The organism is Nonomuraea composti (genome assembly GCF_012034275.1).
GTDB lineage: Bacteria > Actinomycetota > Actinomycetes > Streptosporangiales > Streptosporangiaceae > Nonomuraea > Nonomuraea composti.
Map to the genome: position 1 here is coordinate 24,029 of NZ_JAATEP010000024.1, position 15,889 is coordinate 39,917.

At 71.4% G+C, this 15,889-nt stretch carries 19 protein-coding genes; 12 read left to right on the forward strand and 7 right to left on the reverse strand.

Going from position 1 to position 15,889, the window contains the following annotated elements; all coding sequences use genetic code 11:
• Positions 1-22: 22 nt before the first annotated feature.
• The 4 genes from HCN51_RS30160 to HCN51_RS30175 are packed head-to-tail and all read left to right on the forward strand — an operon-like array spanning position 23 to position 3,787.
• Positions 23-811 (forward strand): zf-HC2 domain-containing protein, encoded by a 789-nt coding sequence (locus HCN51_RS30160; RefSeq protein WP_168013913.1) that lies wholly within the window; start codon positions 23-25, stop codon positions 809-811.
• The gene (locus HCN51_RS30165) at positions 808-1,650 is read left to right on the forward strand and encodes an ABC transporter ATP-binding protein (protein WP_168013915.1); all 843 of its coding nucleotides are present in this window, start codon (positions 808-810) and stop codon (positions 1,648-1,650) included. The genes HCN51_RS30160 and HCN51_RS30165 overlap by 4 nt, the downstream gene beginning before the upstream one ends.
• Positions 1,651-1,661: 11 nt before the next feature.
• On the forward strand, positions 1,662-3,119 hold the full coding sequence (locus tag HCN51_RS30170) for a hypothetical protein (protein WP_168013917.1): 1,458 nt from the start codon (positions 1,662-1,664) through the stop codon (positions 3,117-3,119).
• Positions 3,110-3,787 carry a hypothetical protein gene (locus HCN51_RS30175; protein ID WP_168013919.1) on the forward strand — a complete coding sequence of 226 codons (678 nt, stop codon included), beginning with the start codon at positions 3,110-3,112 and terminating at the stop codon, positions 3,785-3,787. Before HCN51_RS30170 ends, HCN51_RS30175 begins: the two co-directional genes overlap by 10 nt.
• 66 nt (positions 3,788-3,853) lie before the next feature.
• On the opposite strand, the gene HCN51_RS30180 is transcribed toward HCN51_RS30175, so the two are convergent.
• Entirely contained in the window at positions 3,854-4,507 is a 654-nt protein-coding gene (locus HCN51_RS30180) for a maleylpyruvate isomerase N-terminal domain-containing protein (protein ID WP_168013921.1), read from the reverse strand.
• 61 nt (positions 4,508-4,568) lie between these two features.
• On the opposite strand from HCN51_RS30180, the gene HCN51_RS30185 reads away from it, so the two are divergent.
• Positions 4,569-4,955: an ACT domain-containing protein gene (locus HCN51_RS30185; protein WP_168013923.1), complete on the forward strand. Its 387-nt coding sequence runs from the start codon at positions 4,569-4,571 to the stop codon at positions 4,953-4,955.
• On the opposite strand, the gene HCN51_RS30190 is transcribed toward HCN51_RS30185, so the two are convergent.
• Positions 4,906-6,309, reverse strand: coding sequence for a hypothetical protein (locus tag HCN51_RS30190; RefSeq protein WP_346433852.1), 1,404 nt, complete (start codon positions 6,307-6,309; stop codon positions 4,906-4,908). The genes HCN51_RS30185 and HCN51_RS30190 overlap by 50 nt on opposite strands.
• Positions 6,310-6,429: 120 nt before the next feature.
• Complete coding sequence (locus HCN51_RS30195; RefSeq protein WP_168013925.1) at positions 6,430-6,837, reverse strand: hypothetical protein; 408 nt, start codon at positions 6,835-6,837, stop codon at positions 6,430-6,432.
• Between the two features lie 123 nt (positions 6,838-6,960).
• On the opposite strand from HCN51_RS30195, the gene HCN51_RS30200 reads away from it, so the two are divergent.
• The gene (locus tag HCN51_RS30200; RefSeq protein WP_168013927.1) at positions 6,961-7,137 is read left to right on the forward strand and encodes a hypothetical protein; all 177 of its coding nucleotides are present in this window, start codon (positions 6,961-6,963) and stop codon (positions 7,135-7,137) included.
• A 21-nt stretch (positions 7,138-7,158) separates the two neighbouring features.
• Here HCN51_RS30200 and HCN51_RS30205 read toward each other — a convergent pair whose 3' ends face one another.
• Complete coding sequence (locus tag HCN51_RS30205) at positions 7,159-8,382, reverse strand: serine hydrolase domain-containing protein (protein WP_168013929.1); 1,224 nt, start codon at positions 8,380-8,382, stop codon at positions 7,159-7,161.
• Between the two features lie 398 nt (positions 8,383-8,780).
• Here HCN51_RS30205 and HCN51_RS30210 point away from each other — a divergent pair, with 398 nt between their 5' ends.
• Positions 8,781-8,993 (forward strand): hypothetical protein, encoded by a 213-nt coding sequence (locus HCN51_RS30210; protein ID WP_168013931.1) that lies wholly within the window; start codon positions 8,781-8,783, stop codon positions 8,991-8,993.
• Positions 8,994-9,020: 27 nt separating this feature from the next.
• On the opposite strand, the gene HCN51_RS30215 is transcribed toward HCN51_RS30210, so the two are convergent.
• On the reverse strand, positions 9,021-9,572 hold the full coding sequence (locus tag HCN51_RS30215) for a hypothetical protein (RefSeq protein ID WP_168013933.1): 552 nt from the start codon (positions 9,570-9,572) through the stop codon (positions 9,021-9,023).
• A 158-nt stretch (positions 9,573-9,730) separates the two neighbouring features.
• On the opposite strand from HCN51_RS30215, the gene HCN51_RS30220 reads away from it, so the two are divergent.
• Genes HCN51_RS30220 through HCN51_RS30230 form a run of 3 tightly spaced genes read left to right on the forward strand, consistent with a single transcriptional unit; the run spans position 9,731 to position 12,560 of the window.
• Positions 9,731-9,964 carry a hypothetical protein gene (locus HCN51_RS30220; protein WP_080044841.1) on the forward strand — a complete coding sequence of 78 codons (234 nt, stop codon included), beginning with the start codon at positions 9,731-9,733 and terminating at the stop codon, positions 9,962-9,964.
• The gene (locus HCN51_RS30225) at positions 9,961-12,009 is read left to right on the forward strand and encodes a DUF6571 family protein (protein WP_168013935.1); all 2,049 of its coding nucleotides are present in this window, start codon (positions 9,961-9,963) and stop codon (positions 12,007-12,009) included. The genes HCN51_RS30220 and HCN51_RS30225 overlap by 4 nt, the downstream gene beginning before the upstream one ends.
• An 11-nt stretch (positions 12,010-12,020) precedes the next feature.
• Positions 12,021-12,560: a hypothetical protein gene (locus tag HCN51_RS30230; protein ID WP_168013937.1), complete on the forward strand. Its 540-nt coding sequence runs from the start codon at positions 12,021-12,023 to the stop codon at positions 12,558-12,560.
• Here HCN51_RS30230 and HCN51_RS30235 read toward each other — a convergent pair.
• Both HCN51_RS30235 and HCN51_RS30240 read right to left on the reverse strand, forming a co-directional pair.
• Positions 12,541-13,761, reverse strand: coding sequence for an MFS transporter (locus HCN51_RS30235; protein ID WP_168013939.1), 1,221 nt, complete (start codon positions 13,759-13,761; stop codon positions 12,541-12,543). The two genes, HCN51_RS30230 and HCN51_RS30235, sit on opposite strands and share 20 nt — an antisense overlap.
• Positions 13,762-13,765: 4 nt before the next feature.
• Positions 13,766-14,650: an MBL fold metallo-hydrolase gene (locus HCN51_RS30240; RefSeq protein ID WP_168013941.1), complete on the reverse strand. Its 885-nt coding sequence runs from the start codon at positions 14,648-14,650 to the stop codon at positions 13,766-13,768.
• 154 nt (positions 14,651-14,804) lie between these two features.
• Between HCN51_RS30240 and HCN51_RS30245 the strand changes: the two genes are divergently transcribed.
• Entirely contained in the window at positions 14,805-15,233 is a 429-nt protein-coding gene (locus HCN51_RS30245) for a MarR family winged helix-turn-helix transcriptional regulator (RefSeq protein WP_168013943.1), read from the forward strand.
• A gap of 132 nt (positions 15,234-15,365) precedes the next feature.
• Positions 15,366-15,878 (forward strand): GNAT family N-acetyltransferase, encoded by a 513-nt coding sequence (locus HCN51_RS30250; RefSeq protein WP_168013945.1) that lies wholly within the window; start codon positions 15,366-15,368, stop codon positions 15,876-15,878.
• The last annotated feature ends 11 nt before the right edge of the window (positions 15,879-15,889 follow it).

Here is a 15,889-nt window from a genome sequence, read left to right on the forward strand (position 1 = left end):
TCCGCCCTCTTGAGGAGCTGTCATGACGAACTGGCACATTCCGGACGACCTGCGCGAACGCTACCTCGCAGGCACGCTGCCCCCCGCCCCCGCGATGTCCGTGGAGGCCCATCTCGAACGGTGCCCGGCCTGCCGGGCCGCCATCCCGTACGAACGGGAATGGCTGGAGACGTCCTGGCAGCGGCTGGAGTCCCGGCTGGCGGGGCCGCACCCGAGCCCGGCCGAGCGGATCCTGCGCCACGGCGGCGTCCCGGACCATCTCGCCCGGCTGGTGGCGGCCACGCCGACGATGAGCAGGGCCTGGCTGGCGGCGGTGGTGACCGCGCTGACGTTCGCGGTGCTGGCGGCGCGGGAGGCGCCGGAGCTGATGCCCGTGTTCCTGGTCATGGCCCCGGTGCTGCCGCTGGCGGGGATCTCGCTGGCGTACGGGCCGCGCGTCGATCCCGCGCACGAGCTCATGGCCGCCACGCCGATGGCCGGCCCTCGCCTGCTCCTGACCAGGGCGGTGGCGGTGCTGGCGGTCGCGACCGCGCTGGCCGCGCTCGCCGCGCCGCTGCTGCCCGCCCCGCCGGGGCTGAGCGCCGCCTGGCTGCTGCCTTCGCTGGCGGCCAGTGCGGGGTGCCTGGCCCTGTCTCACAGGCTGCCCGTGCCGATCGCCGCGCTCGCCGTGGGCGGGCTGTGGCTGGCCATCGTCGGCACGGGCCTGCTCGTCAGCGGCCCGCTGGCCGCGTTCGGACCCCTGGCCCAGCTCGGCTACGCCGGGGTCGCCCTCCTGCTCATCCTCCGCATCCGTAAGGCGAGCATTTCATGATCCAGATCAACGGCCTGACCAAGACGTACGGCGGCCGGCCCGCCCTCGACCACCTCGACCTCACCCTGCGCACCGGCGTCACCGGCCTGCTCGGCCCGAACGGCGCCGGCAAGACGACGCTGCTGCGCTGCCTGGCCACCACCCTGGCTCCCGACTCCGGCTCGGTCACCGCGTTCGGCCTGGACCCGGCGAGCCCCTCCCAGCGCACCGCGCTGCGCCGCCGGCTCGGCTACCTGCCGCAGGACCCGGGCTTCTACCCGCACTTCACCGCGTTCGACCTGGTGGACTACGTGGCCATCCTCAAGGAGCTGACCGACCGCGAGCACCGGCACGCGGAGGTGCGCCGGGTGCTGGCCGAGGTGGACCTGACGGGGCAGGCCAGGACGAAGGTCCGCAAGCTGTCGGGCGGCATGCGGCAGCGGCTCGCGCTGGCCCAGGCCCTGCTGGGCGAGCCGGACCTGCTGATCCTCGACGAGCCGACGGTGGGGCTCGATCCCGAGCAGCGGATGTCGTTCAGGGCGCTGGTGTCGCGGCTGGGTGAGAGCCAGGCGGTCGTGCTCTCAACGCACCAGACGGAGGACGTGGCGGCGCTGTGCGAGCGGGTCATCGTGCTGCGCGGCGGCCGGGCCGTCTTCGACGACACGCCGGGCGAGCTGGCGCGGGTCGCGGACGGGCAGGTGTGGCTGTCGGCGGAGGCGCCGGCGGCGTCCCGGATGTTCTGGCGCACGGCGGACGGCCGCTACCGGACGCTCGGCGACCGGCCGCCCGCCGCCGAGCAGGCGACGCCGGGGGTCGAGGACGGCTACCTGATGCTGCTCGGAGAGGAGGTCGCGGCGTGACATCAGGCGACGTGAGACCGACCGTGGACGCCCGGCGAGCCGGCGTGACGTGGGCGCTGTTCCTGTTCGAGGCCCGCCGGCTGGCCCGGCACCCCCTGGTGTGGGGCGCGACGGCGCTCGTGCTGGCCCTGCAGACCTACCTCGGCCACGACCGCCGGCCGCATCTGGGCGTGGATCCGGTGCACGCGACCGGCCTGTCCACCTGCCTGGGGGCGGTGGTGCTGGTCGTGGCGAGCCTGGCCGCCTCGCGCGACGGCCGCCACGGGATGCCCGAGAGCCTGTCGGCCCTGCCGGGGCGGGCCGAGCACAGGACCCGGGCGATCCTGCTGGCCACGCCGCTCGTCGCCGGGCTGGCGGCGGCCGTGGCGGTCGGCGGGTACCTCGCGATCAGGGTGCTGAGCGGCCCGGCGGCGGGCCGGCTCGACGTGTGGGAGCCGCTGACCGCCGTGGCCGCCGCGATGCTGGCCGCCACGCTGGGGGTGGCCGTCGGACGGTGGGCGCGGTGGCTGGTCGCGGGGCCGATGGTGGCGGCCGTGCTCGGCTACCTCATCTACATGAACCCGCAGCACGGCTCGGCCGGGTGGCTGCTGCCGGTGATGCAGGTGCACGAGGCCGACTGGGCGGACCGCCCGTCCGCCATCCACCTGCTGTACGTGCTCGCGCTCGCCGCCGGTTGCGCGGCCGTCGCGGCGCTGCGGCACCGCGCCCGGCTCGTGCCCGCCCTGGCCCTGGTGGCGGCGCTGGCCGTCGCGGTGCCCGCGGGGGCCGCCGTGGCGTCGGAGCCGCCGGCCCCGAGGCCGAAGCCCGGCCCGCAGACGATGGAGGACGTGGACCCGCGGGTGCGCGAGCGCTACTTCGGCCCCGACGCCTACCGCTGCGAGCGACGGCAGGGCATCACGTACTGCGCCTACCAGGGGTACGAGCCGTGGATCCCGCTGTGGGAGCAGGCCGTGCTCCCGGCGGCGAACGCGCTGCCCGCCACGCTGCGCGCCCGCGTCCCCCGCGTCCAGCAGCTCACCAGAACCTGGATGCACGGCGCCGACCTCGACACCTTCATGATCCGCCCACCGATGACGTGGGGCCACCCGGACCAGCGCGTCATCCTCGCGCGCGAGGTGGCGGTCTGGGCCACCGGTCTGCGCGGCGGACCGGCCCGGAGCCGGATGTGCGACGCGGGCGGGCAGGCCCGCACGGTCGTGACGCTCTGGATCATCGGTCAGGTCTCGCCGCCCGAACCCCCTCGTGAGCACCACCTGGACGACAAGCGCAGCCAGCTCTTCCTGGCCACATGGGGAGCCGCCGAGGTCGACTACGCCAAGCGCCTGCTCACCGTGCCCGACGCCCGCGAGCGCGTGCACGCCCACTGGGCCACGCTGACGAACCCCGCCACGACCATCGACCAGGCCCTCCCGTTGCTCGGCCTGTCCCGCACGCACGACACGCCCCAAGGAGCGAACCCATGTCCCTGACCATGCCCGCCGGGCTGGCGACGACCGTGCCCCGGACCAGGTGGCACGCGGCCGTCCTCCTGATCCGCCCGCTCGCCAAGGCCATCGACTGGGGCCCGCTCGCCCTCGTCACGGCCTTCGTCGGCGGCCTGCTCTCCCTCACACAGTCCGGGCAGCCGCTGTCCGGCCAGGACGCCCTGCTGCTCATGCGCGTCGCCGGCACCCTGCTCGGCTCGGCCGCCGCCTTCGCCCTGGTGGACGCCATGTCCGCCGACCTCGGCGCGGCGGCCGTCCCGCGCTGGGTGCGCCAGTCGCTGCGCTGCCTGCTGGCGGGGGGCGCGGCGGTGGCGATCTGGCTGGCCGCGTTCGCCTACGCCCTGACCCGGCTCCCCGACGGCGCCCTGTTCCCGGTCGGCGACCTGCTGATCGAGATGGCCGCCTGCCTGGGCATCGCCCTCGCGGCGGCGGCCACCGCCGTCCGCCACGCACCCGGCCGCCAGGCCGCCATGACCGCCGTGGTGGTGCAGCTCGGCCTGGTGCTGGCCACCATCCTGCTGCCGGACCAGGTCCGGCTCTGGCCGCCGACGTGCGGTTTCGGCTACTGGGACCAGGCGCACCAGCTCTGGCTGGCGCTGCTGCCACTCCCGTACGCGTGGCTCGCCCTGGCCCTCCGCGACCTGCGCCGCTGACCCGGGATCAACACCACGACCTCGGCATCAGCGCCACCGAGCTCGGACCGGCGCCGCGGCCCGGGATCAGCCCAGCACGAGGGGCAGCCGCCCGGCCAGCTCGCCCAGCTCGGCCCGCTCCTTGGCGGTCGCCGCCCGCCGTCCCGTGCCGACCAGCAGCGCGTCCGCGTCCGAGAACGACGCGGGGAACGCGGCCCCGGCCAGCTTCTCCAGCGTCGCGCGGGAGTGGGCCAGCGCCTCGGTGGACGGCCCGGCGACGCCCGGCAAGTGGGCGATCAGGTCGAGGTGGTGCAGCGTCCACTCCAGGACGTACGCGGACAGGTAGTCGCCCACCGTCAGGACCTGGTCCTTGGTTCCCACCCGGGCGGCCGGGTCGGCGAGCTCGGCGGCGCGCCCGGCCGCCGAGCCGACGTCGTCGAGGTGGAACTTGAGCAGCCGCGGCTCCTGGTAGGCGGCGGCGAGCCGGACGGTCAGCGCGTCGAGCGGGTCGTCGCCGGTCGGCGGCTCGACAAGGTCCCAGTACGTGACCGCGTCGCGGGTCGGCTCCCCGTCCTCGGGAGTGGCGAGGGTGATCAGCACGTCCTGCGCGTCGATGACCAGGTGGCAGGCGAGGTCGCGGATGAGCCAGCCGGCGCACCCGGACGGCCGCTCGAAGTCCTCGTCGGGCAGCTCGGCGACGGCCGCGCGCAGCGCCGCCCAAGACTGTGAGAAGAGATCCACTCGGGCACGCTAACAGCGCACACCCCCGTGAAGCGACCGGCCTCGTGGTAGACATGCGCCCGTGAACCAGCAGCCGCCGCCCCAGCACCTGCGCATCGTGCCCTCGGTCTTCACCATCGAGCACCTGCCAGAGGCGGAGCCGCCTCCAGGCGACGAATGGGTCGTGCTCGTCCGCGCGCCGGAAGGGCTGACCGTCGTGCGCGCCGCCCCCTGTTCGGCGGACCCGGACGAGGCATGGATCGGCTTCTATGGTGGCGCCACCGCCCACGACCTGGCCGTTCCCGGGATGCTGGCGGCGGTGCTCAAGCCTCTCGCGGATGCCGCGATCCCGGTGTTCGTCGCCTCCACCTTCCACGCCGACCTGGTCCTCGTTCCCGCACGAAGCAGGGACCAGGCCGTCACCGCTCTGCGGAACGCCGGGCACCGGGTCGAGGACCAGCCCAGCTGAGCGCGGCCGCCACGCACGCCACGGGGATCGCGGGCAGCACGTACCGGTGGTCGAAGTCGAGCGCGGCCACCGGCGCGACCAGCAGGAACATCGCGAACGACCACGGCAGCAACGCCGCCCTGCGCCCCCGCCGCAACGCGGCGACCCCACCGGCCACCAGCAGCGCCCCGAACGCGGGCCCGTGCAGCGGCCACGGGTACGGGTAGGCGGCCAGCACCGACGCGAACGGCTCGACGGAGCGCATCCCCCGGATGTCCCGGTCGTACTCGCTGCGGACCTTGCCGATGAGGGCGTGCTGCTCGGGCAGCGGCCAGGAGCCGCGCGGGAACGTGGTGTGCGCGCTCACCCGCCGGGGGTGGGCGACGGGCTGCCAGGTGAACGCGAGCGAGGTGTCCCGCGCCACCTCGCGCAGGTAGTCGAGCGGCTGGGCGGTGATCGCGGCGATGGCGAACGATCTGGCCAGGTCGTTGTGGGTGAACCGGTCGCCGGGCAGGCGGTTGAGCGAGGAGCCGGGAGCCCAGACGTACTCGGAGGCGGCGTCGAGGACGGTGCCGTTCGGGCAGAGCGGGGCCAGATGGGGTGGCGGCTGGATGCGCGAGCAGTCGGCGAAGGTCATGGTGCGGGCCCAGAGGGCGACGCCGTCGGAGCCGCTCAGGGCGAACCGGCCGTGGTGCTGGGCGTACCAGCCGGCGTAGGCCAGCAACGGCAGCCCGCCGGCCAGCGCGAACGCCACCACCCGCCGCCACGGCGTGCGGCGCGCCAGCAGGAAGATCGCGGCCAGCCCGAGCAGAGGGACGGCGGCGGTGCGGGTCAGCCCGGCCAGCGCGAGCAGCAGCCCCGCCGCGGCCACGGCCCTGGCGGAGGGACGCGCCCCGGGCCGCCACAGCAGCGCCAGCAGCGCGGCCGTGACGAGGAAGATCACTTGCAGGTCCGACAGGACGGCGTGCTCCAGCCGGACGAAGGACGGGTCGAACAGGACCGGCACCGTCGCCGCCGTGGCCGCCCAGCCGGGCGACGACCAGCGGCGCAGCAGCGCGTACAGCATCACCGCGACGCCGAGGCCCATCGCGTGCTGCACCCCCGCCACCAGTTCCACGCTGCCGAAGGGGCGCAACGCCCACAGGAACCACGAGTACCCGGCGGGGTGGAAGGCGCCCGGCGGCCTCATGTGCACGGCCGTGTCGAGGTAGGTGAAGGAGTCGTACCAGTAGAGCTGCGCGGTGTCGTACCCGAGCATGACCAGCACGCGCAGTGCGGCGGCCAGGACGAGCACGCACCCGAACACCCGATGCCCCGAGAGGCCGCGGCCGGAGGCGACCCCGCGCACGCGCGCCCGGGCCAGGGTGGCTGTCACGGACTTTCCCCCCGAGGAGCGGGCCGGGCTTGTCCCGGCCGTCGGGGAGGTAGTCCAGCGAGCAGGCCATAACCCGGCCGTCACCGGAAGTGGTTATGCCCGCGTTATCCCTGGTTGTGCTCAGGCGGCATCGAGTGCTGCGGTGATCTTGCGGATCATCTCGGCCAGCGTCGGGCTGGGCTCGCTCTGGTGCGTACGGGCGGCGGCTTCGACGGCGACGAGGACGGTGCGGCGGAAGTTCACGGCCTCGGCCGGATCGCTGCTGTTGAGCAGGCGCATGGCCGCGGTCAGGGCCGGCAGCACGATGTCGGCGAGCTCGGCCACGGACTTGCCGCGCAGGTTCACCCCCTTGGGCCACTCGGCGAGCACGTGCCCGGTCAGGCCGGTCGCGGAGGCCAGGGCGACGGAGCCGTGGGTGGCCGCCCGGTGCGGCCGGCCGGCGGCGTCGGCCGCGGCCATCAGCGAGACCGTGCCCCAGGCGGCGGTACGCATGGTGATCTTGTCCTGGGCGGTCAGGGTGAGGGACATGGCGGGGGTGCTCCGTTCCGTCTGTGCTGTGCTGGTGTGTGGTACTCACCTTCGCCGACCGCTCTGATACCGGGCCGCCGCCGCCCTGACACGACCCTGATCGCGGGCGCTCTCGATTCGGGCATGAGCGTCGCGGCGGCCAGGGCCTTGCGCCGCTCCGCCTCGTTCGTGAACACCGTGATCATGATGGACAGGTTGGTGGGCGTGATCAGCGAGCCGCCGACGCCCATCGCCACGCGGGCGGGCGATCAGCTCGCCAGGAGTGGTGGCGAGCACGCTGAGGCCGGGCCGCCCGGGTGAGTTCGGGCGGCCCGCCGGGCGTCAGTCCTCGATGGCCTGGTAGACGGTGGTCCAGAAGTCGCTCATCAGGTGGGCGGGGTTGGGGACGGAGTAGCCGAGCTGGCAGAGCAGGATGCCGGTGAGCTGGTTGGCGGGGTCGGCGTAGGCGGAGGTGCCGCTGCCGCCGTCCCAGCCGAACTGGCCGACGGGGGCGTAGTCGCCGCGGTAGGTGCGCACCGCCATGCCCATGCCCCAGCCGCCCTGCTGGCCCTGGCCGAAGGAGATGTGCACGTTGTTGGTGGCCAGCTCGGTGCGGGCGGCGTTCTGCTCGGGGGTGAGCCGGTTGGTGGTCATCAGCTCGACGGCGGGCTTGGACAGGATGCGGCGGCCGTTGTGGGTGCCGCCGTTGAGCAGCATCCGGAAGTAGGCGTGGTAGTCGTCGGCGGTGGAGACCAGCCCGCCACCGCCGCCCTGGAACGCCGGGGGCTTGCTCCAGCGGCCGTTCTCCGGCTCGTCCCAGGCCAGGAACTCGCCGGTGGCCGGGTCGGGGGCGTAGAGGGTGGGCAGGCGGTCGATCTTGTCGGCGGGGACGTGGAAGGCGGTGTCGTGCATGCCGAGGGGTTCGAAGATGCGCTCGCGCAGGAAGTCCTCGAAGCTCTGGCCGGTGACCCGGGAGACCAGCACGCCGGCCAGGTCGCTGGCGATGTGGTACTGCCACTGCTGGCCGGGGTGGTACATCAGGGGCAGCTCGCCCAGGCGGCGCATCCACTCGTCCGGCTCGGGCACCTCGACGGGCAGGTTGGGGGTCAGGCCGGCGGCGAAGACGGCGTTCATGATGGGCTTGCCGAGGGCGGTGAAGTCCATGCCCAGGCCGAAGGTGGAGGTGAGCACGTCGCGGACGGTGATCGGGCGGCGGGCCGGGACGGTGTCGTCCAGCTCGGCGTCGGGGCTGCGCAGCACCTTGCGGTCGGCCAGCTCGGGCAGCCACTGATCGACGGTGTCGTCCAGCCGCAGCCGGCACTCGTCCAGCAGCACCATGGCGGCGGCGATGGAGACGGGCTTGCTGGTGGAGGCCATCCGGAAGATCGTGTTGCGGCTCATCGGGGCGCCGCCGTCGTGCCGCATCGTGCCGATCGCCTCGACGTGAGTGTGCCCGCCGCGGCTGACCAGGGCGACCAGGCCGGGAATCTTGCCGGAATCGACGTGCCGGGTCAGCACCTCACGCAGCCGGCGCAGGCCCGTCGCGGTGAAGCCGTTGACGCTCATATCGGTCTCCTTCAATGGTGGTGATGTTCCGGCGAGTGCGTTCCTCGCCGCCGAACCCCTTGATGGCTCCAACCTTCGCCGGCGGCCCTGATACGGAGCCGTCGCCGTCCTGACACCGTCGCTGACATGCGGCCGAGCAGCTCGGCGTCAGCCCGGCCGAGCTCACGCAGTCCACGGGACGTCCCTCGCGCGGAGCCTCACGCTCGCCACCGGCCTCGGCCACGACGAGGCCGCCCGGACGCTCAGCCGAGGCCCTCAAGGCTTCGGAAGGTGAAGATCCGCTGCCGCACTGGCAGGCGCTCTGGCGGGTCGCCGAGTGGCGCGGTCGACACCGCAACCCGCGCCTCGTCGCCGGCCTGCGGATCCGTCAGGGCGAGGTCGACACGGCCACGAACCTGATGGACCAGGCCATCGCCGGTTTCGACGGCCGCGACGACCTGACGTCGTGGATGCGGCTGCGTCCCAGCTCGGCCCGGCTCGCCCTCCCGGAGGGCAAGCAGGACCCGGCGCTCGACGGGGTGCGCGAGCTCGCCGAGCGGGCCCAGCAGAGCGGCAACATGGACCTGGCGGCGGAGACCTGGCGTCTCATCGCGGAGTCGCTGGCGAAGTAGCTCACAGCTCGGTTGACGAGGCGCCGCTCACAACTTCTCGCGCAGCCGCAGATACTCGCGCCCCGCTTTCGTGATCCTGACATACCGCGTGAGGTCGAACTCCTCGTACGTATGCCCATGATCTTCGCGAATCGCGTTGAGCCCCCGCTGCGCGTCGACCGGCTCCACGAACCCCATGGCGTCCAGCCGTTCCAGCTCCAGCTGCAGCTTGCCGTCCTGCCGGAACCGAGCGGGCACCGGCCCTTCACCGGCCAGCCGGCGCAGATGGTCCCATTCGTACTTGGTGACCAGCCCGCTCAACGCCACCTGCAACGCCCGCAACTCCGACTCCAGCACCCGCTGCCTGGCCTCGGTCCTGTCCAGCCGCGCGCTCACCCCTCCCGCGCCGATCGAGAAGTCGGTGATGGAGTAGGACGAGGCCGCGAACCACACCCCGGCCAGCAGCGCCGCCGCCAGCGCCACCTCGTGCACCTCGAGCCGGTGCGTCACCAGGCCGAGTGGGATGCCCGCCAGATAGACCAGGTAGACGATCGTCAGCAGGATCGCGAGGAGAATCGTCCCGATGCGCCACGCCTTCATACCCGCAGTGTGCGACCCCCGGCTTCCCGAAAAAAGCACTGCCAAGCCCTGCCTCGGCGTTCTTCATGCCGCTTCGGTGTACGACCCGGCGAATCGCGCCCGCGCTGGTTACCCTTCGTAGGGTCCATCCGCCCGTCGGCAGCCGCAGGGGTCCCAGCATGGCGACGCAGGAGCAGATCAACGCCGCGCGCCGGCAGATCGAGCAACTGAACGATCAGCACAACGGCGACATTCGCGGGCTGATCCACCTCATCGACTCGGGCGCGATGAAAGGGCCCGCCGCCGACAAACTCCTGAACGACGTCCGAGCCTGGGACCAGGCGTACAAAAGCATCTTCACCCGCGCCCTCAGCCTGCTGGACACCCTCCACCCCGACAGGACCGGCCGATGAGCCCCGTGCCCCTCGGCATCGACCCGGCCCTGATGACGCAGCTCATCTCCTTGATGAAGCGGCTCAGCACGAGCATCCCCGAGGTGGGCGCGCAGGTGGACAAGGCGCTGAGCACCGTCCAACTGAGTCTGTACGGCCCCGGCACGGCCCGCGACATCGGCCACCAGATCAGCACAAAGGTCCCCGACCTGCAACGACGCCTCGACCTCATGCTGGCCGCCGAAAAGGTCACGCTCGACACATCCAAATCGCTCTGGGCCGACGAGTCGGCGTGGCTCTCCGACACACCCGCCGCCGGCGCCGCCACGGCCAAGCGCCTCGCGGACGCCCTGCGTACCGCCATGAAGAACGGAACCATCGACCCGCAGACCCTCGCCGAGCTGCAGAAACACCAGAACGACCCGTACTTCGCCCTCGCGTTCGCCACCCAGCTGCCCCCGCGGGAGCTCAAGCAGGTCCTCACCTCGCTCTACCGCCGCCAGACCACCGTCACCGGCTCCGACCCGGAAGCGATCGCCCAGCTGGACAAACTGTCGGCCGCCCTCAGCACCACCCTCGCCACCGCCTCACGAGGCGCCGGCGACATGAAACTCCCCAAGAACTACGCCGACCAGCTCCTCCAGCACCTCGACACCCCCGAAACCGCGTTCGCCCTCAACAAACTCCTGCGAACCGGCACCTTCGACGACACCTTCCTCCGCGAGATCGCCACCAAGGTCTACGACCACGAGCGCCAACAACCCCAAAGCTCCCTGTACTGGCGCAACCTCATGCCCGCCACCCAACCGTCCAACGACCTCCCGGCCGCCTACAAGGACCCGATGGCCGCCGTAGCCGCCGCCCTCGCCCACAACCCCCGCGCCGCCCAGGACTTCCTCACCGACCCGCAACGCAAACCGCTCGACTACCTGATGCGGGAACGCGTCTGGTACGAGGCCACCGACAGCGACCTCGGCCACGCCCTCGAAGCCGCCACGACCCGAATCCGGGATCACGATCTGCCTCCTGAGCAGTCACGCGGCTACAAGTCGGCGCTGATCGCGTCTTGGGCGATGCGCTTCTGGAGCAACCCGAAGGTGCAGGACAACCTCCGGAACACACGGCAGAGTGTGGGCAACATCTTGAGCTCTTACATGGGCGACCTGAACCGCACCACAATGGATCGGCTCGCGCACAAGGCGGGAGTGGTCTCACGTGACCCCGACACCAATCTCGAGGGCACCCAAGCCTACGGAGCCTCGCTGGACCGTGACGGCATCAAAGGCGTGATGAAGTGGGCCTTCGCGGATCCGGGCGTGTTCAAGACGGTGGTGACGGCGCAAGGACAGTACAGCCTCGACGTGCTGAACGAACGGGCCGCGAAGCTTTCGGAGCTGAATCGCGCCGACTTGGAGGAGTGGCGCAAGGCTCATCCGCATGCGACAACCGCCGAGCTCAACGACCAGCGACAGGAAATCCTTGAGAAGAGGATGACGAGCTCCGACGGAGCGACCTTCAGCCAGACCATCGAAAGACTCAGCCGCACCTTCTACATCGTCACCGAGGCGGGGAACATCGCCAACATCACAAAGGCGGATGAGCATGACAAGATGTTCGGCGCGTTCAAGGAGGCCATCACCAGCGTGGCCGACCTGGTTCCCGGCCCTCAGGGGAAAATCGCCGGCCTGCTCTTCGACAAGGCCAAAGCGCAGGTGTACGGCCAGTTCGTCGGCGAGCAGGGGGCGGTGGCACGCAGCCAGGCCAAGTCGACCACCGGCCAGACCATCGACATGTTCACCGACATCACGGCGGACGCGATGATGCGGCACGGCCTTTTCGGTGACGGAGAAGTTCCCGCGAGGACCCATCCGTATGCGTCCCTGAACTACCCGCGAGGTTCGGCAGGCGACTTCATGAACGGCGGCGAGATCATCCCGTGGAGCAAGATGACCGAGGAACAGCGCGAGGCGTACACGGAATGGGTTACCCATCCAGACATCGGAGCGGTGTTCCGCGATCCCTCCAACGCCGTCAACGATGGCTTCAAGTACGCGGGCGGCAGCTAAGGACCAGGCGGATGAGAAAATCCCTCCCAGCAGTGCTGATGGCGGTGACGCTGGCCGGCTCGGCTTGTTCCTCCTCGCCTCCTCCTGACACGCGTCCCTTGGGTGATGTCACGGCGCAGCCACAGGAGTGCGGCCTGATCTCCAGGCAGGCCATCGCCCGAGCCATCGGCCGGGACGATTTCCTCGCCTCGGGAAGCCGACCGGGAGAACGCTTCGACCGCTGCATCGTCAGCAAACCGCAGAGCGACGAGCCGGGTGCAGAGCTGTCGATATCCTTCGACGAGCCGTCGGCCCTGTCCCTGGATGAGCTGACAAGCACCAAGCAACACGATCGTGGGGTGGATCTGCCGACCGGCCTCGGGCCCGGCTACACGGCACAGTATGAGGGCAAGAAGGGGTTGAGCACCTACGCCTACGCCTGGACTCCTGACGCTCGCCGTCGCCTGTCCATCTACATCACCCCAGGCGCCCCCGGACGCGACCACCGGGCGGATGCCATCGAATTCGTCCGCCAGCTCAAGCCCATCCTGCTCACCCCTCCAAGTAACTAACCCGCCATCCCACCTTCCGCAGTAGCATCGCCCCGCCGGCCATCGCAGCCGCCGCAGCAACGGCGGCCACGGCCGCGACAAGAGCGGTGGCCGGAAATCCGAAGGCACTGGAGAGAGCACCGAAGGTGAAGGGAGCGATGGTGGCCCCCGCGTACACGCCGACCTGCACGGTGTGTCCCGCCTCCTCACTCCGCCCAGGCACCAGCCGCAACGTGGTGGCGAGCAGAAGCCCGGTCCACCCCCAGCCCGCGGAAAAGGCCAGAATCGCACCGAGAACGAACATGGCCGGCGTCCCGATGGCGATCAGTGCCAGCCCGAGCCCTCCAGTGAGCATCATCATGACGATCACCGCCGAGTTGCGGTGCGGAGCCCGGTCGGTGAGCGCCCCGGCGATGATCCGGACGGCGATGGCGAACAGGGCGCTGAGCGACAGCAGGTTGCCCGTGACGATGGTGCCCAGCCCGGAGTGGGTGCCCAGTTCGACGAAGTACGTGGCCACCGCGTTGTTGCCGGCGGCGGAGAGCGCGGCGGCCAGCGCCCAGAGCCAGAGCACCCGCCCTACCGTCCGGCGCTGGTCACCGGCCTCCTTCGGCCTTGCAGGCTGTGGGCCTTCGGGTGTCCGGGCCAGCGGGGCGAGCGCGGCCGGAATGAGCGCGGCGATGCCCGCGACGAGCAGCGCGTTCCGCCAGCCGTGAGCCGGGAGGACCAGGGCGACGAGCAGGCCAGGAACGAGGGCGCCCGCCCCGAGCGCCGCGCCGATCATGCCCGCGGCCAGCGAACGCCGGTGTCCGGGGACGCGCGCCGCGATGAGCCGCCCCGCCACCGGCTGGACGAGTGCGTTGCTCAGCCCGCCCACCAGCAGGATCGCTGTCAGCGTCCCGGCCCCGGTCGCCCGGGCCGCCACCATCAGGACCGCCGCCGCGACCAGCGCCGCGCCGGCGAGGACGGTGGGGACCGGTAACCGCGCCGCCACCCGTTTGGCGACGGGCGAGCCGAGGGTGGTGGCGGCGTAGAAGAGGCTCATCGCGAGGCCGACGGCGTTGCGGGAGATGTGCAGGTCCGCTTCGATCGCCGGGGCCAGCGCCGCGACGGTGAACCCGGGCATGCCCGCGACGGTCGCGGTCAGCGCGGTCGCGGCGATTCCCGGCCAGTGCCGTGCGGGTGAGCGGACGGGCAGGCCGGGGGTGAGGGTCGTGGTCATGGGTTCAGACGTTCAGGGGGTGCCAGGCGGAGCCGGTGCCGTCCCGGCGGACCTGCCCGAAGACCGCGTCGGCGAAGTGGATGCCGAAGCCGATCGTGTCAGGCTGTTCCAGCTCGGCGACGAGCCGGCGGCGATGCTCGGCTGACTGGGTGGGGTCGTGGTCGTAGAGGCAGGACCATTCGGGGTGGTCCACCTGGATCGGTGAGTGCAGAGCGTCGCCGAAGGCGATCAGCCGGGTCCCGCCCCCGGTGATGACGTACTGCGTGTGCCCGGCCGTGTGACCACCCGTGACCTGGGCCCGTACGCCAGGAAAGATCTCCTGCCCGTCCGCCACCGTGCGCACGCGCGGCGTCAGCGCGGCGGCCTCCTCCTCGCTGATGCCCTGCGCGAGCAGGTCCCGCTGGTCCCATTCCGGCTCTGCCACCAGATATTCGGCCCGCGTGAACACGGGCCGGCCTCCCGGAGTGAGATGCCAGGCCCAGCCGAGGTGGTCGATGTGCAGGTGCGTGAAGGCCACCGTCTCGATCTCTTCCGGCCTGCGCCCGAGCTCGGCCAGGCTGTCCAGGAGCGCACCGCCGTGAACGGCCCCGTTCGGGCTCTCGGGCTCGGCCGGCAGCGACACCGGCCCCCACCCCGCGTCGATCAACAGCGCGCGGTCACCGTGCTCCACCAGGAGACCGCCGATGCTCGCCACAAGATGCCCGGACGCGTCGAGGTACTGGGGGTGGGCGGCCCAGGTCTTGTCCGTGGTGTCCGGCAGCCACCGATGCGGTCTGCCCTGGATGGCCCCGTCCGGCACGAAGGACACCTTTGTCTCACCCAGTTGCACCGAGCGGATTCCCGCCGGCCGCCGCAGCCGTTCGTCCTGGTCAACCGCGGTGTTCGTCATGGTCGCATCCCTTCGAGAAGCCATCGCCGCGTCCCTCGCCGGCGACCAGGCCACCATAAGCATCAAGCTTGAAGCAGTCAAGCTTGAACTATGTTGACTAGAATCATCCAAACTGAAAAGGTGCTGGCTTGATGGAGTTGCTACGATGAGGGGTATGACCATGTCCCCGGAGCCGCAGGCCGTCGCCGAGCGGGAGCTGTGCGGCCTGGTGAACGGCTTGGCCCAGCAGATCGCCGTGCACGTACGCGAACGCGCGGTCACTCTGGGCCTCACCGCCGCCCAGGCGACCGCACTGCGGGAGATGACCGGCCCCATGACCATGCGCGAGCTCGCCGAACGCATGAGCTGCGAGCCCTCCAACGCCACCTTCATCGTCGACAAGCTGGAAAAACAGGGCCTGATCGAGCGCCGCGCCCACCCCACCGACCGCCGGGCCAAACAACTCGTCCTCACCCCGGAGGGCACCACCCTCCGCGACCGGCTCCTCGAACTCCTCGTCCAGGACTCCCCCCTGGCCGCCCTCGACGCCGAGCAGCAACGCACCCTTCAGCACCTGCTCGAACAGGCCATCGTCCGTTCCTGAGCCGACACCCGCACCCCTTGCCGGCCCCTCCCCCGGGTGCGCCGATGTGGGCTTCACTTTCGCCTCATCGCCGCCGGGCGACCATACTGATCACCGCGCCCATCACCCGGCCCGGAAAGGAGCAGCACATCCATGACACGGCTCGACCCTGCCGAAATCACCGCCCTGTACCGCCGCTGCTACGCCGACCCGCCCTGGTCGGAGCCCCCGGAGCAACTCGACGCCTACCCCGATCGCCTGGCGGAAGCCATGAAACGTCCCGGCTTCGCCGCGTGGACCGAACGCGACCACGAGGGGCGACTGGCCGGCGTCTGCTACGGCTGGCCGACCCCCGCCGACCTGTCAGGCAACCGCATCTATGACGTGCTCAAGCAGTCCTTCGACGCATCCACCCTGTCCACGATGATCGCGGGCTCCTTCGAGGTGGTCGAGCTGTTCGTCCACCCAGAAGCCCGAGGAAAGGGAATCGCCTCGGCGCTGCTGACCCAGGCCATCGCCGGTTGGCCCAAGGCCTGGCTGATCACCTCTCCCCAGGCACCGGCCGCCAAGCTGTACCACCGGCTGGGCTGGCGGGAGGCCGGCCCGCTCCCGGGCGAGCCACCGCTCGCGCTGTACACGTTCGAAAGTGATCAGCACATTACGTAGCTCATCGTGCG